Annotated in this window: 21 protein-coding genes; 7 read left to right on the top strand and 14 right to left on the bottom strand. The window is 65.7% G+C overall.

The features are described from left to right. From VN047_RS21840 to VN047_RS21865, 6 genes are all read left to right on the top strand, one after another. Positions 1–278: type II secretion system protein GspJ (locus VN047_RS21840; protein ID WP_325546442.1), on the top strand; the 278-nt coding region annotated here is incomplete at its 5' end. Then, positions 275–1,279, top strand: a complete 1,005-nt coding sequence (gene gspK, locus VN047_RS21845; RefSeq protein WP_325546444.1) for a type II secretion system minor pseudopilin GspK — start codon at positions 275–277, stop codon at positions 1,277–1,279. The genes VN047_RS21840 and gspK, both read left to right, overlap by 4 nt. A 1-nt stretch (position 1,280) precedes the next feature. Then, a complete protein-coding gene (gene gspL, locus VN047_RS21850; RefSeq protein ID WP_325546446.1) occupies positions 1,281–2,423 on the top strand; it encodes a type II secretion system protein GspL in 1,143 nt (380 codons plus the stop codon). Further along, complete coding sequence (gene gspM / locus VN047_RS21855; protein ID WP_325546448.1) at positions 2,420–2,902, top strand: type II secretion system protein GspM; 483 nt, start codon at positions 2,420–2,422, stop codon at positions 2,900–2,902. Before gspL ends, gspM begins: the two co-directional genes overlap by 4 nt. After that, positions 2,899–3,615 (top strand): type II secretion system protein N, encoded by a 717-nt coding sequence (gene gspN / locus VN047_RS21860; RefSeq protein ID WP_325546450.1) that lies wholly within the window; start codon positions 2,899–2,901, stop codon positions 3,613–3,615. The genes gspM and gspN overlap by 4 nt, the downstream gene beginning before the upstream one ends. Before the next feature lies 1 nt (position 3,616). Then, on the top strand, positions 3,617–4,387 hold the full coding sequence (locus tag VN047_RS21865; protein WP_325546452.1) for an A24 family peptidase: 771 nt from the start codon (positions 3,617–3,619) through the stop codon (positions 4,385–4,387). Here the strand turns inward: VN047_RS21865 and pal are convergent. The 14 genes from pal to VN047_RS21935 form a co-directional block, all read right to left on the bottom strand. After that, positions 4,374–4,892 carry a peptidoglycan-associated lipoprotein Pal gene (pal, locus tag VN047_RS21870; RefSeq protein WP_414712747.1) on the bottom strand — a complete coding sequence of 173 codons (519 nt, stop codon included), beginning with the start codon at positions 4,890–4,892 and terminating at the stop codon, positions 4,374–4,376. The two genes, VN047_RS21865 and pal, sit on opposite strands and share 14 nt — an antisense overlap. 106 nt (positions 4,893–4,998) lie before the next feature. After that, positions 4,999–6,366, bottom strand: coding sequence for a Tol-Pal system beta propeller repeat protein TolB (gene tolB / locus VN047_RS21875; protein WP_325546454.1), 1,368 nt, complete (start codon positions 6,364–6,366; stop codon positions 4,999–5,001). Positions 6,367–6,371: 5 nt separating this feature from the next. Beyond that, entirely contained in the window at positions 6,372–7,193 is an 822-nt protein-coding gene (locus VN047_RS21880) for a hypothetical protein (RefSeq protein ID WP_325546456.1), read from the bottom strand. 9 nt (positions 7,194–7,202) lie between these two features. Then, positions 7,203–7,712, bottom strand: coding sequence for a protein TolR (gene tolR / locus VN047_RS21885; RefSeq protein ID WP_325546458.1), 510 nt, complete (start codon positions 7,710–7,712; stop codon positions 7,203–7,205). Further along, positions 7,712–8,410, bottom strand: a complete 699-nt coding sequence (tolQ, locus tag VN047_RS21890; protein WP_325546460.1) for a protein TolQ — start codon at positions 8,408–8,410, stop codon at positions 7,712–7,714. The genes tolR and tolQ overlap by 1 nt, the downstream gene beginning before the upstream one ends. Then, a complete protein-coding gene (locus VN047_RS21895; protein ID WP_325546462.1) occupies positions 8,404–8,883 on the bottom strand; it encodes a YbgC/FadM family acyl-CoA thioesterase in 480 nt (159 codons plus the stop codon). Before VN047_RS21895 ends, tolQ begins: the two co-directional genes overlap by 7 nt. Positions 8,884–8,992: 109 nt before the next feature. Further along, positions 8,993–10,012, bottom strand: coding sequence for a Holliday junction branch migration DNA helicase RuvB (gene ruvB / locus VN047_RS21900; RefSeq protein WP_325546464.1), 1,020 nt, complete (start codon positions 10,010–10,012; stop codon positions 8,993–8,995). Continuing rightward, positions 10,005–10,415 carry a GFA family protein gene (locus tag VN047_RS21905; RefSeq protein WP_325546466.1) on the bottom strand — a complete coding sequence of 137 codons (411 nt, stop codon included), beginning with the start codon at positions 10,413–10,415 and terminating at the stop codon, positions 10,005–10,007. The genes ruvB and VN047_RS21905 overlap by 8 nt, the downstream gene beginning before the upstream one ends. After that, complete coding sequence (gene ruvA, locus VN047_RS21910) at positions 10,412–11,011, bottom strand: Holliday junction branch migration protein RuvA (RefSeq protein WP_325546468.1); 600 nt, start codon at positions 11,009–11,011, stop codon at positions 10,412–10,414. The genes VN047_RS21905 and ruvA overlap by 4 nt, the downstream gene beginning before the upstream one ends. Before the next feature lie 126 nt (positions 11,012–11,137). Further along, positions 11,138–11,611, bottom strand: a complete 474-nt coding sequence (ruvC, locus tag VN047_RS21915; RefSeq protein WP_325546481.1) for a crossover junction endodeoxyribonuclease RuvC — start codon at positions 11,609–11,611, stop codon at positions 11,138–11,140. After that, the gene (locus VN047_RS21920) at positions 11,608–12,354 is read right to left on the bottom strand and encodes a YebC/PmpR family DNA-binding transcriptional regulator (protein WP_325546469.1); all 747 of its coding nucleotides are present in this window, start codon (positions 12,352–12,354) and stop codon (positions 11,608–11,610) included. The genes ruvC and VN047_RS21920 overlap by 4 nt, the downstream gene beginning before the upstream one ends. Positions 12,355–12,438: 84 nt before the next feature. Next, complete coding sequence (locus VN047_RS21925; RefSeq protein WP_325546471.1) at positions 12,439–12,756, bottom strand: heavy metal-binding domain-containing protein; 318 nt, start codon at positions 12,754–12,756, stop codon at positions 12,439–12,441. A 21-nt stretch (positions 12,757–12,777) separates the two neighbouring features. After that, positions 12,778–13,020, bottom strand: coding sequence for a DUF2312 domain-containing protein (locus tag VN047_RS21930; protein ID WP_037514655.1), 243 nt, complete (start codon positions 13,018–13,020; stop codon positions 12,778–12,780). A gap of 62 nt (positions 13,021–13,082) precedes the next feature. Next, positions 13,083–13,403: a DUF1244 domain-containing protein gene (locus VN047_RS21935; RefSeq protein WP_325546475.1), complete on the bottom strand. Its 321-nt coding sequence runs from the start codon at positions 13,401–13,403 to the stop codon at positions 13,083–13,085. Positions 13,404–13,497: 94 nt separating this feature from the next. On the opposite strand from VN047_RS21935, the gene pyk reads away from it, so the two are divergent. Further along, a partial coding sequence (gene pyk / locus VN047_RS21940; protein WP_325546477.1) for a pyruvate kinase occupies positions 13,498–14,687 on the top strand: 1,190 nt, incomplete at its 3' end.

Here is a 14,687-nt window from a genome sequence, read left to right on the forward strand (position 1 = left end):
TGATCGGCGGCGAATGGCGCCGCGCGACGCAGCCGATGCTCGACGGGACCGCGCTGGGCGAGGGTGACCGGCTGATGGGCGACGTTGCCGCGGTCGCGGTGCGCTATCGCGATGAACGCGGCAATTGGGGCGAAAGCTGGAGTTCGGAACCGGGCGACCGTCTGCCGCGCGCGGTCGAGATGCGGATCACGCGCCGGGGACGCGAGGCACTGACGATGCTGTTCCTGACCGCGCCGACGCTGCCGCCTCCGCCCGCGACCGGGACTCCCGCAACATGAACCGCGCGAAGGACGAACGCGGGGCGGCGCTGCTCACCGTATTGCTGCTCGTCGCGGTGATGGCGGTGATCGCGGCCACCGCGCTCGACCGGCTGACGCTCGCGACGCGCATCGCGGGCAGCGCGGCGACGGTGGATCAGGGTCGCGCCTACAGCTTCGCCGCCGAACAGATCGCGTTGCGCCGCGTCGCCGATCTCGTGGGGCGCGACCCGGCAAAGCTGACGCTTGCGGGCAATTGGCTCGGGCGCGATTTCGTGTTGCCGCTGCCGGGCGGCGAAGGGCGGGCGCGGCTTTCCGATGCGAACAATTGCTTCAATCTCAACAGCCTCGTTGCCGAAACAATGCCTGGCCGGTTCAGCCAGCGCTCGGGCGCCATGCGCCAGTTCGGCGGACTGATGACCTTGCTGGGCATCGACGCCGGCGAGGCGCAGGCGATCGCGGGTGCAACGGCAGACTGGATCGACAGCGACAGCAACGAAGGGCCGCTCGGCGCCGAAGACAACGCGTATCGCTCGGCGCAGGGCGCCTATCTGCCCGCGAACCGCAAGATGGCCGATATCAGCGAGCTGCGCGCGGTGCGCGGCGTGACACCCAAAATATATGCGCGCGTGAGGCCATGGGTCTGTGTGCTGCCGACCACCGATCAGGTGCGCCTCAACGTCAACACGCTGGCACCCGGACAGGCACCTCTCGTCGCGATGCTGGTGCCCGGCGAAATCAGCATCGCCACCGCACGGGCGGCGCTGGCGGCCCGGCCCGCGGACGGCTATGGCAGCAGCGAGCGATTCTGGAGCGCGGGACCGTTCGAGGGGCGCAAGCCGCCGGACGATGTGGCTGAACAGGCCGGCGTGACCAGCCGTTGGCTGGCGCTGACGACGAATGTGACGATGGGGGACGGGTTTTTGACGGCAGTTTCACTCATCGACGCCAATGGCGGCGCGCCGTCCGCGGGCATGGCGCCGCCCACGATCGTGCGCCGCGACTGGGGCGAGGCTGACTGATATGTCGCGTACGCTCGTTCTCTGGCTGCCCCCCTTGGCGGCGCTGCGTGAGAAGGACGTCTCCGATGCTGCTTGGCTGCGCATCGACGATGGCGTGATCGTCGACAGCGGACAGGACGACGGCTGGGTCAGCGCGTCGGAAAAGCCGGATAACGATGCCGACGACCGGCTGGTCGCGCTGGCGCCCGCTGCCGACGTGCCACTGCGCTGGCTGCACTATCCCGACGCTGCGCCCGCGCAAGCGGCCGCGGCGGCGCGGATTGATGCGCTGAAGAACAGTCTTGGCGATCCCGCCGTGCTTCACATCGTCGCGGGTCAGCCGGCGGCCGAAGGTCAGGCGGTCCCCGTCGCGGTGACGACGCACACCGCGATGACCGCATGGACCGACTGGCTGAAGATGCGCGATCTCGCCCCCGCCGCGATCATTCCGGCGGCCGCCGCGGTTCCGCCGCCCGAACCCGAAACGCTGTGGATCGCCGATGTTGGTGGCGAGCAGATCGTCCGCACCGCCGACCGCGCCTATCTCTCCGATCCCGAACTCGATCCGCTAATTGCGCAAGGCCACGCTGTCGCGCCGCTCGATCCCGACCGGATGCGTGACGCCCTGTTGCTGACACTCGCCGCGCCGCCGCTCGACCTGCTGAGCGGAGGATGGAAGCAGAAAAGGCGCTGGTCGGTCGATCCTGCCATGCTGCTGCTGGCGAAACGGTTGTTGATCGCGCTGGTTATTGTGAGTCTGTCCATTCCCGTGATCTATGGGCTTCGCCTCTCCGCCGATACCGGCCGCGCTGACGAAGCCGTGGTCGCAATAGTCAGGAAGGCAGGCGTGACCGCGCCCGACGCCACGACCGCGGAAGCCGAACTCGACCGGCGGCTTGCGGCGGCAGGTGGCGGACCGCTCGCCTTTTCGGTGCCGGCGTCGGCGCTTTACGATGCCATGGGCGACACGCCCGGTGTGTCGCTGAAAACATTATCTCACCGTACCGACGGAACGCTGACCACGACGCTCGCCGCGCCGCGGGTCGAGGATATCAACAAGGTGCTGCTTGCGCTGCAGGCGCGCGGCTATCGCGTCACCGCGCAACCGATGGCGGGCAGCGACGGACAGCAGATGGCGAATATCACCATCCGGGCAGTGCCATGACCGAAAAACTGCAAAGCTGGTGGGTTGGACTGTCGTTGCGCGAGCGTTGGCTCGTCGGCATTGCGGGCGTCCTGACGCTCGGCGTTATCCTGTGGGGCCTCGGACGCCCCGCCGTTGCGGCATTCATCGATCTTGAAGACCGGCACCGCGCCGCGATCGAGCGCGAAGGACGGGTTGCGGCAAAGGTGCGATTGCTGGCGCAGCGCCCCGCGAAATCGGTCGCGGCGGCGGTCGACGCGGTCGCGATCGACCAATATCTCACGCAATCGGCAGGAGAGATCGGCCTGACGCTCGACCGCAACGAAGCACGTGGCGACGGGCAGGCGACGATTGCGGTCGCGACAGCCAGGGCGCCGGTGCTCGTCGACTGGCTCGCCTCGCTTGAAGGGCAGGGCTTCGTCGTCGACCAGCTCACCATCACCCCGGCGGCCGACGGCACTGTCGGGTTGACCGCCGAACTCAGAAAGGGCGGCCAATGAGCGTTCGGCGACGCTGGGGCATCGCGGCGGCACTGCTCGCTCTGATCCTTCTTATCGCGACCTTGCCGATGCGCCTTGCGCTCGGCTGGTCGGGTGCGACCGATGCCGGCATCACGGCACGCGAAATTCGCGGCTCGGTCTGGTCGGGCGAATTGATCGAGGCGCGGCTCGGTGCGCTGCCGCTCGGGACGGTGCGGGCCAGCCTGTCGCCGTTTGCGCTCCTCACGGGGCGCACCGAACTTGCTTTCTCGCGCGCCGACGAGCGGCTGGGCGCGCTCGCTGGCCGCCTCCACGGCAGCAACCCGCGCGGCATTGCCGATGTGAGTGGTACGGCGTCGATGTCGGGCGGCCTCGGGATGATCCCGGTCGACACGATCCGCTTCGAAGGCGCGACGGTGCGCTTCGATGCGGCGGGTAAATGCGCGGCAGCAAACGGGCGGATCCAGCTCGCGGTCACCGCTCCGATCGCCGGGCTCGACCTTTCGCGCGGCCTGTCGGGGCCGCTCAGCTGTGCGAGCGGGCGCGCGCAGGCGGCGCTCGTCAGCCAATCGGGGATGGAGCGGTTGATGCTGTCATTCGATGGCGGCGGCGCGTATCGCGCGCGGTTCGCGATTAATGTCGATCGCGATCCGGCGATGGCGGCGACGCTCGCCGCGCTTGGCTTCAAGGCCGGATCCGGCGGATTCGTGCTGGCGACCTCAGGCCGTTTTTGAGGTGACCATTCTCGATGCGTTGCCTTCCGGCACCGGCGTCGCCTTTGCCGCACTGATCGGGCTGATCCTGGGTAGTTTCATCGCGACGTTGGTGCTGCGCTGGCCTGCGGGGCGCTCGGTGCTCGGACGATCGCAATGCGACGGTTGCGGGCGATCGCTCGGCGCACGCGATCTCGTCCCCTTGCTCTCGATCCTTGTGTCGCGCGGACGCTGCCGTACCTGCAACGCGCCGATCGACCCATTTCACTGGCGCGTCGAGCTGGGGTCGGCGCTGATCGGCGCCGTCGCGCTCGCGCTGATGCCGGGCACGACCGGCTGGTGCTGGGCCTTGTTCGGCTGGATGCTGCTGCCGCTGGCGCTGCTCGACGCGCGTCATTTCTGGCTGCCCGACCGGCTTAATCTGGCGCTGGGGATTACCGGCCTGCTTGTCGGGGGAGCGATGCTGGGCACATCGCTGGTCGATCGCTGGGTGGGTGCGGTCGTTTGCGGCCTCGCGCTCGCAGCGATCGCGGAAATCTACCGCCGGGTACGTTCGAAGGAAGGAATGGGCGGCGGCGATCCAAAGCTGGTTGCAGCGATCAGCGCCTGGCTCGGCTGGCAGGCGGTGCCGCTGATGCTGTTGCTCGCCAGTGCCGGCGGAATTGTCTGGGCGCTTGTCGTGCAAAGTAAAGGGGGCCAGCCGCCGGATGAGCGACGGGTCCCCTTCGGTGTTTTTGCCTGCGCCGCCGCGTTCGCTGCGGTGCCGCTCTGGCCGCTGCTTACTGCCCGATGACCACCGTCACGGCACGGCGGTTCTTGGCATAAGCTTCTTCGGTCGAACCGAGTTCGGCCGGACGTTCCTTGCCATAGCTGATCACGTTGATGCGGCTCGGGTCGATGCCGAGCGATGCAAGATAGTTTTTGGCCGCATTGGCACGGCGCTCGCCAAGCGCGATGTTATAGTCGCGGGTGCCGCGTTCGTCGGCATGGCCTTCGAGCGTGACGCGAACCGCGGGATTGCGCTGCAGCCACTGCGATTGGCTCTGCAGCGTCGCCTGGTCCTGCGCATCGACATTATACTGGTCGTAATCGAAGAAGATGCGGTCGCCCGATACACCGACGCTGGCGAGGAAATCTTCCTGCGAACCGGGGACGACGCCCGTGCCGGTCCCGGCGCCCGTGTCGGTTCCGGTTCCTTCGGGTGCGGGGGGGAGTTGTTCCGGCGCTTTTTTCGCGCAGGCGCCAACAGCAAGCATGGTGATCGCCGCGATCATCGCGGTGCTTTTCCGTATCGTCATGTCTTCTGTCCTCTTGTTGTTGTTGGAAATATTGTTCGTGAGAGCCAATCGGCCCATTCAGGACGCGATATTTGAACCCAATCGCGCCTTTTTGGTTCCGGTTTCGTCAGGGCAGGACCGGACCCCAGCTGGGATCCGATCCGTCCTGCGGGGTTGGCAAGCGGCGCATGTTCACGCCGGTCAGATCGACCTGCCACAGGCTCGACTTGCCTTCGCGGCCGGGCGTCGTGCGGAAAAACTGGATCACACGGCCGTTCGGCGACCAGGTTGGCGCTTCGTCCTGCCAGCTGTTCGTGAGCATCCGCACACCGCCGCCCGACGGCGTCATCACCCCGATACGAAACTCGCCGCCGCCCATGCGGGTGAAGGCGATCAGGTCGCCGCGCGGCGACCATTCGGGGGTCGCTGCACGGCCGCCGCCAAAGCTGATCCGCTGCTGGTTCGATCCGTCGATGTTCATCGTATAGATTTGCTGACCGCCCGACCGGTCGCTCTCGAACACGATCTTCTTGCCGTCGGGCGAGAAGCTGCCCCCGACGTCGATGCCTGGCGTATTGGTTAGTCGCACCGGCGTGCCGCCATTGGCCGAGATGCGATAGATGTCGGTGTTGCCGTTCACGGCCATCGAATAGAGGATCTGGGTGCCGTCGGGCGACCAGCGCGGCGCAAAGGTCGCGTTGCGGCTTTCGGTCACCAGCTTTTGCGACCCGTTCTCCACGTCGTAGATGAAGACGCGGACGCGGTCGTTCAGATAGCTGACATACACGATCTTCTTGTAATCGGGCGAAAAGCGCGGGCTGAGCGCGAGCGCTTGGCCGTTGGTGATGAAACGGTGGTTGCCGCCGTCCGAATCCATGATCGCAAGCCGCTTGATTCGATTTCCCTTGGGGCCGCTCTCGGCGATATAGGCGACGCGACTGTCGAAGAACGGCGCCTCGCCCGAGAGGCGCGAGTAGATGGCGTCGGCGCATTTGTGCGCGGCACGGCGCCAGTCGGCGGGCTGGATTTCGAACCCCTTGCGGACAAGTTCGCTGCCGAGCGCGGTATCGTAAAGATAACATCCGACGACGAGGCTGCCGTTCGAGCCGGCGTCGACGAAGCCATGGACTACGTTTTCGGCATTGCGCGACTGCCATTCGGCAAAGCGTGGCGCTTGCACCTCGGCGCGCGTGATCGCGCGGACACCGTTCGGACCGATCGGTTCGTAGAGGCCGCTGCGTTCGAGATCGGCTGCGATGACTTCGGCTATCTGGCGGCCGAGACTGTCGGTGCGGAGGCCCGCGACGGTCTGGACCGACGCGGTGGCCAGCGGAGGGACGCCGATGACGGTGCGGTCCTGCGACAGCGTACCTTCGATTGTCTCGCGCGGTTCGGTCGGGGCGACCGCGGGCGGCGCGGGAGCCGTGGTCTGGGCGGCAAGCGGCGCCGCGGTGAGCAGCAGGGCGAGCGAAAGGCCGATCGGACGAAGGAACATTTCTCTTACCTCTTGATGAAATCGAGCGTGTAATTCTGCCAGAAGCTGTAATTCTCTTCGGGCAGATCGAAAGGTGCGGCCAGCTCGACCGCGCGTTTGGCACATTCCTGATGCCGCTGGATCTGGAACTTGTTGCTGTCGTTTTCGCCGCTCGTGGTGACGCTGGTGAAACCGGCGAGCGCGCCCGACTGGGTCAGGCGGAACTTCACGACGGTCTTGAGCTGGTCGACGTCGACACCCGAGATGCGGCAGCCGTTCCATCGCGGCGCGACCGCCGACTTGATGCTGACGTCGATCGAGCGGCGGACTTCGGCGGCAGTCGCGGCGGCGGGCGCGCCCTTGCTCGACGGCGATTTCGGCTGGGATTTCGAAAGACCCTCGGCGATGCCGTCGAGCCGCCCGGTCGGGCGCGCCGGGCGATCCTTTGCCGGGGGTGCCTTCGGAGCGGCCTTCGGCTGCGCCTTTTGCGCGGCGGGCGGCTGCTTGGGTGGCGCCTGTTTCGGGCGCGCGACCTGTTTGGGGGTCGGCGCCGGCGTCGGCCGGACAACCGGTTCGGGCAGCGGCGGTGCCGGCACCGGTTCGGGTGCGGCGATGTCGGTCATATCCTCTTCGCCCAGCCGGGCGGCGGGCGGGGTTTCGCTGATCACCGGCGCGGTCGATTGCACCGCGGTCTCGGCGATCAGGTCGACTTCCATCGGGGGGTTGTCGAAGCGGCGGTCGCCCGCGGTCCACTGGACCGAAAGGAGGCCGATGATCAGGACATGCGCTGCCACCGCGATAGCAAAGCCGCGTCCTTCATTCCCCCTCACTGCCCGTTGTTCGGCCATCGTCTCAGCCTATTGCCCCGTTTCTGAACCATCGGTGACCGCCGTCGCCTTGGTCCCGGGCGTGCCCTCCGAACCTGTCGTCACCAGCGAAATCCGCGTCAGACCCGCCCGATTGAGCTCGCCCATCACGCGCATAACGCGACCATAGTCGAGCCCCTTGTCTGCGCGCAGCATGATCTGGCGCGGCTTGTCCTTTCCTTCATTCTCGCGGGCGATCGCGTCGAGACGCGCAGCAAGCTCGGCTTCTGGCACCACCTCTTCGCCGATGTAGAGCGTGTCGTCGCCGTTGATCGACAGCTGCACCGGCTCCTGATCCTCGGTCTCGACGGGCTTTGCGCGGCTTTCGGGCAGATCGATCGGAACGGCCGACGCCAGCAAGGGCGCAGTGATCATGAAGATGATCAGCAGGACAAGCATGACGTCGACGAGCGGAGTGACGTTGATCTCCGCCATCGGCGCGCGGCGATGGCCGCGTCCGCGCCTTCCGCCGATCCCGCCGGAGGGTCCGGTCATCGCCATCAGGCTTCGACCTCGAGTTCGCGGCTGAAGGTCGCGTGCAGGCCGTCGGCAAAGCGGCCGAGGCGCGATTCGAGCCGGTTCAGACGCTGCGAAAAGGCATTATAGGCGATAACCGCCGGGATGGCGGCGAACAGGCCGATTGCGGTCGCGAACAAAGCCTCGGCGATGCCAGGGGCGACCACGGCGAGGCTGCTGTTATTCTCCGCCGCGATCGCGGTGAAGCTGCGCATGATGCCCCACACGGTGCCGAACAGGCCCACAAAGGGGGCGACGGAGCCGATCGTCGCCAGCGTGCCGATCTTTTCGGCAAGCCTGTCGACTTCGCCCGCGACCGCGCTGTTCATCGCGATGCCGAGCCGTTCGCGCGTGCCGTCGCGGTCGACATTCTTGACCTTGGTCGAACGACGCCATTCGCTAATCCCTGCCGCGAGCACCTTGGCGCTCGGCAGTTCCTCGCCGCTGTTCTTGTCGAAGAATTTGTCGATATTGTCGGCGCGCCAGAAATCGCGCTCGAACCTCTCCGATGCGCCCATCAGCTTGCTAACGCTGCGACCGTGGGTGAAGATCACCGCCCAGACGTAGATGGACGCGAGCAACAGGCCGATCATCACCGCCTTCACGATGATATCGGCTTGAAGGAAAAGCGCGACCGGGGACAAAGTCGCCGCGTCGGCGGCCAGCGAGATATTGTCTAGCAAGGGATATTCTCTCCATTCATGATGGCGGTAAATCGGTCGGCCCACCCCGCAGGCTGGCGGCGCGGCCGGCCCGCGGGGGACAGGAAGGCAGCGGTGACTTGCCCGTCCGTCAATGTCTCGCCGCTTAACGTGTCAGTTGTGCGAAGGATGCGCTGCGAAATAATCACACTCGCGCCGCGCACCGCCTCCACCGTGCTGACGACGAGCAGCTCGTCGTCGAGCTTCGCCGGGCTGCGGTATTTGATCGTGAGCTCGGTGACGGCCCAGCTCCCTTCGCCGCCTTCCATCGCTGCGCGCTGGTCGATGCCCGCGATGCGCAGCATGTCCGAGCGTGCGCGCTCCATATAGCGCAGATAATTGGCGTGATAGACGATGCCGCTGAGGTCGGTGTCTTCGAAATAGACGCGCGCCCGGAAATGATGTTCGGCCCCGACGAATGCGCCGGGGATGAAGGGGGGCGGGACGTTTACCATTGTCCAACCGATAGCCCCGCAACGACTCGTCGCAAACCCCTCTTGAACGGTTCGTCGCAGATGGGGGCCGGCTGGTGGAATGAAAGCCGCGGAAATCCGCCTATTTTGCCTAGTCGAAAAGTCCATCCTGCGATCCCGAGGGCGGACTGAGGCCAAGATGCTTCCAAGCGCTCGCATTGAGCATGCGTCCGCGCGCGGTCCGGGCGATGAGCCCGACCTGGAGCAGATAGGGCTCGATGACGTCCTCGATCGTGTCGCGCGGCTCGCTGAGGCCCGCCGCGAGCGTTTCCACGCCGACGGGACCGCCGCGATAGATATCGGCGATCATGGTCAGGTAGCGCCGGTCCATCGCGTCGAGGCCAAGCTCGTCGACTTCGAGCCGGTTGAGCGCCGCGTCGGCCGCCTTCGCATCGACGACCGGATGACCCGCGACGGTCGCGAAATCGCGCACACGGCGGAGCAATCGCCCGGCGATGCGCGGTGTTCCGCGTGAACGCTTGGCGATCTCGAGCGCGCCGTCGGATGCGATCGGGAGCGTGAGCAGCCGCGCGGCGCGCGTGATGACCTGTTCCAGCTCGCCATGCGTATAGAAATGGAGCCGCACCGGGATGCCGAAGCGGTCGCGTAGCGGCGTGGTGAGCAGTCCCTGTCGCGTGGTCGCACCGACGAGGGTGAACTTGGGCAAATCGATCCGCACCGACCGCGCCGACGGCCCCTCGCCGATCATGATGTCGAGCGCGCGATCTTCCATCGCGGGGTAGAGGATTTCCTCGACCGCAGGCGACAGGCGATGGATTTCGTCGATAAACAGCACATCGCCGTCCTCGAGGTTGGTGAGCAGCGCCGCAAGGTCGCCCGCCTTGGCGATCACCGGCCCGCTGGTCGAACGGAAGCCGACACCGAGTTCGCGCGCAACGATTTGTGCCAGCGTCGTCTTGCCGAGCCCCGGCGGGCCATAGAAGAGCACGTGGTCGAGCGCATCCGCCCGCGACTTCGCCGCCTCGATGAAGATGCGCAAATTCTCGCGCGCCGCTGCCTGCCCGACGAACTCGGCGAGCGTCTTTGGCCGCAGCGCGGCATCGGCATCCTCAGGGGTGCGCACTGGAGTCGTGAGGGCCGGCTCAGTCATAATGCTCTGTTGCTTCGCCGGTGATCGAAACCCAGGGTTCTTGGCGCTCCTCATAGACTGAATAGTCTGGCACGAAGCCGTGGCCGGGTTCGAAATTGCCAAGCGGTACCGCAAAGGCATCATGGTAGGGACGCGCCCTGTACCAGACGCCCGAACCGCAGGTGCCGCAGAAGAAGAAGTCGGCGGTGTTGCCGCTGTCGCCGGTGTACTGCCACATCTTCGCTTTCGCCTCGCCCTCGATGCGGACTTGCTCGGCCGGAAACCGGACCTGTACGGCAAAGGCGCTGCCGCTCCGCGCCTTGCACTCGTGGCAGTGGCAGACCGACGCGCGGATCGGCTCGCCGGTGCAGGCGATGCGAATCTGGCCGCAGCGGCACGAGGCGTTGCGGATGCGGTCGCTCACTTGGCGGCCTTTTTGAGCGCGACACGAACCAGTGCGTCGAGGCTTGCGCCCGCGCCCAATTCCTCGTTCGCCGCCGCGACTGCGGCACTCGCTTCGCCGGGCTTGAAGCCGAGGCCGGTGAGGGCGGCGAGAGCGTCGCCGAGCGGGCCGGATGTGGCGGACAGGGTGGGACCTGAACCTGCGATCCCGCCGAGCGCCCCCGCCTTGTCCTTGAGCTCGTGCGTGATCCGTTGCGCCAATTTCGGCCCGACGCCGTTCGCGCGCGCGATCATCGCGCTGTCGCCGCTCGCGAGCGCGCGCTGGAGGTCGCCGATTTCGAGCGCCGAAAGGATCGCGAGCGCGACCTTGGCGCCGACGCCCTGCACGCTGGTGAGCAAGCGGAACCAGTCGCGTTCCTCGGCTTTTGCAAAACCGAGGAGGCGAAGGAAATCCTCGCCGACAAGCATTTCGGTGTGGATGATGACGTCGCCGCCGACCGGGCCCAAAGCGTCGAGCGTGCGCGCCGATGCCTCGACCAGATAACCGACGCCGCCGACGTCGATTACCGCATGGCCTGCGCCGCTCGAATCCAGCCGTCCCGTCAGTTTCGCGATCATGATAGATGCCTAGCGCGGGGAGAACGAAAAGGGAATCAATTTCCCCGCTTCGTCATTCCGGACCTGATCCGGAAGCCATTTTCGCATGGCCCGATGGACCCCGGATCAAGTCCGGGGTGATGAAGTTTAATGGCGTGGGCGATGATTTGCATGGCAGATCGCAACGGCCAGCGCATCTGCGGCATCGGCTCCCGCGACCTTTGCAGCGGGGAGCAGCACGCGCAGCATCGCCTGCACCTGTTCCTTCGCCGCGCCGCCAGTGCCGACGATCGCTTTCTTGACCAGTCGCGGCGCATATTCGGCAACCGGCAGCCCGGCGCGCGCACAACCGAGCAGCACGACGCCTCGCGCGTGCGCGAGTTTCAGCGTCGATTGCGGATTGTCGTTGACGAAGACTTCCTCGACCGCGGCGCACTGCGGCGCATGATCGGCGATCACCGCCGCGAGCACGGTGTCGAGATACGCGAGCCGGTCGGGCAGGGGCGCCTTGGCGTCGGTCTTCACCTGCCCGTTGGCGATATGGCTGATCCGGTTGCCCTCAATGCCTATGACGCCCCAGCCGGTGCAGCTGAGCGAGGGGTCGAGACCGAGAATGATCAGCCGAGCTTCTCCATCACCGCGTCGGGAATTTCGTAATTGCCCCACACGGTCTGGACGTCGTCGTCGTCGTCGAGCGTATCGATCAGCTTGAACAAGGTCTGCGCGGTCGCTTCGTCGGTGACTTCGCTCTTCAGCGTCGGGCGCCATGCAAGCTTCACGCCTTCGGCTTCGCCGAGCTTGGCTTCGAGGGCCTTGGCGACCTCGTGCAAACTATCGACGCTGGTCCAGATGTCGTGACCGTCTTCGGACGATTCGACGTCGTCGGCGCCGGCGTCGAGTGCGGCTTCGAAGATCGTGTCGGCGTCGCCGGCCTTCGCGGCATAGCTGATCATGCCGAGCCGGTCGAAGCCGTGGCTGACACTGCCCGACGTGCCGAGGTTGCCGCCATTCTTGCTGAAAGCGGTGCGGACATTGGTGGCGGTGCGGTTGCGGTTGTCGGTCAGCGCCTCGACGATCAGCGAAACGCCGCCGGGGCCATAGCCTTCGTAGCGGATTTCCTCGTAATTATCGCCTTCGCCGCCTGCGGCCTTGTCGATCGAGCGCTGGATATTGTCCTTGGGTACCGACTGCGCCTTGGCGGCGTTGATCGCCGCACGGAGACGGGCGTTCGCGTCGGGATCGGGCAGGCCCATTTTTGCCGCGACGGTGATTTCGCGCGAAAGCTTGGAAAACAGCGAGCTGCGTTTTTTATCCTGTGCACCCTTGCGGTGCATGATGTTCTTGAATTTACTATGGCCGGCCAAGCCACCCTCCATCGGTAATTTTGAAAGCTGGCGTCGCCCCTAGCGCGGAGCGCGGTTTCAGACAACTATGCGCAGTGGCGCAAATCAGACGACCACAGCGGTTCCCGACGCGCTGACCATCAGCATCGAACCATTCTGGCCGAGCACTTCATAGTCAAGGTCGACGCCGACCACGGCATTACCGCCAAGGCGTGCGGCCTCGGCTTCCATCTCGGCGATCGCTTCCTTGCGCGCGCGGGCGAGGACGTCCTCATATTTGCCCGAGCGGCCGCCGACGATGTCGGTGATACTGGCGAAGAGGTCGCGGAACAGGTTGGCGCCGACGATCACCTCGCCGGTGACGATGCCCAGATATTCGCGGACCGGACGGCCCTCGACATTATTGGTGGTCGTGCTGAACATCGTCACTCTCCTACGCTGCGTTTAGTCGATTCCGAGCGCCGATTTATAGACGTCGAGAATCGCTTCCATTTCCTTGCGATCATGGACCGGCAGTTTGCGCAGGCGAACAATCTGGCGCATGATTTTCGGGTCGTAACCCTGCGACTTCGATTCATTATAGGTGTCGCGGATGTCGTCGGCGATGCCCTTTTTCTCTTCTTCCAGACGCTCGATGCGCTCGATGAAAAGGCGCAGTTGTTCGTCGGATACGGTGGCTTCGCTCATTTTATACTCCGCTGAGATTGGGTTTGCGTGGCGAGAATCGCCTCGGCGCCCGATTAGCGGCGTCAGGGATTCTTGGCCATGCTTTCTTCCATCCGTGCGAGCTGTTCGGGGCTGGCTGCGGCATGAAAGCGCGTTTTCCACTCGGCGGTCGGCATCCCGTGGACGATCGTGCGGCCGGTTTCCTTGTCCATATCGCCTGCCTCCGCGATCCAGTCGCCGAGGCAGTTTCGGCAGAAACCGGCGAGGCCCATCAAATCAATGTTTGCCGTATCGTTGCGATGCCGGAGCAGGCGGACGAGGCGGCGGAAGGCCGCTGCGGCGACCGCATCGTCGAGGCTGTCGAGGGCGTCGTTGCCGGTCGTCTGATCGTCGCTGCAGGACATGGTTCCTCCGTTGAATGATTGAATAGCTATACGGTTGTTGCCTAGACAGCATCAAGGCGGCATTGCCCTGGCGTCCCCATTCATCGGAGCAGTTGTGGTTCAGAGCTTTACCCCCCGTCAACGCAAGGTGCGCATTCTGGCAACCCTCGGTCCCGCAAGCGCCAACCCCGCGATGATCGCCGAGCTGCACCGCGCCGGGGCCGACGCCTTTCGCGTCAATATGAGCCATGGCGACCATGCCGGCCATGCGAAAGTGATTGCCGCGATCCGCGCGCTCGAAAAGGACACCGGGCGTCCGACGACAATCCTCGTCGACCTGCAGGGACCGAAATTGCGTGTCGGGGCTTTCAGGGATGGTCCCGCCGAATTGGTAAAAGGGGCGGCGTTCGTCCTCGACGCCGACAAGACGCCCGGCGACGCGACGCGCGTCCATTTGCCGCATCCCGAACTGTTCGCGGCGCTCGAACCCGACACGCGCCTGCTGATCGACGACGGCAAGCTGGTGCTGCGTGTGAAGAGCGTCGTGCCCGGCAGGATCGAGACGGTCGTCGAGGTCGGGGGCAAGATTTCGGATCGCAAGGGGGTCAACGTCCCCGACGTGGTCGTTCCGCTCGCGGCGCTGACCGAAAAGGACCGCAAGGATCTGACTTTCGCGCTTGAACAGCATGTCGACTGGATCGCGCTGTCGTTCGTGCAGCGGCCCGAGGACGTCGCCGAGGCGCGCACGCTGATCGGCGGCAAGGCGGCGTTGCTCGTCAAGTTCGAAAAGCCGTCGGGCGTGCAGCGGATCGAGGAAATCCTCGAGCTTGCCGACGCGGCGATGGTTGCGCGCGGCGACCTTGGGGTCGAGCTTCCTCCCGAAGCCGTGCCGCCGCTCCAGAAAAAGATCGTCGCGACCGCGCGGCGGATGGGCAAGCCCGTCGTCGTCGCGACGCAGATGCTCGAATCGATGATCGTCTCGCCGTCGCCGACGCGTGCGGAAGTCAGCGATGTTGCCACGGCGGTGTACGATGGCGCGGACGCTATCATGCTGTCGGCCGAGACCGCAGCGGGCGCATGGCCGGTGGAAGCTGTCACCATGATGGATTCGATCGCGCGCTCGGTCGAAAGCGATCCCGATTATTATCGCCGCCTGCATTTCACCGAGACCGCGCCCGACGCGACGACCGCCGATGCGCTGGCGGAGGCGGCGGGGACGATCATCCAGACCATCGCCGCCGACGCGATCATCTGCTTCACCGCGTCAGGGTCGACCGCGCGCCGCGTCGCGCGCGAACGGCCGGG

This window comes from Sphingopyxis sp. (assembly GCF_035565275.1).
Classification (GTDB): Bacteria; Pseudomonadota; Alphaproteobacteria; order Sphingomonadales; family Sphingomonadaceae; genus Sphingopyxis.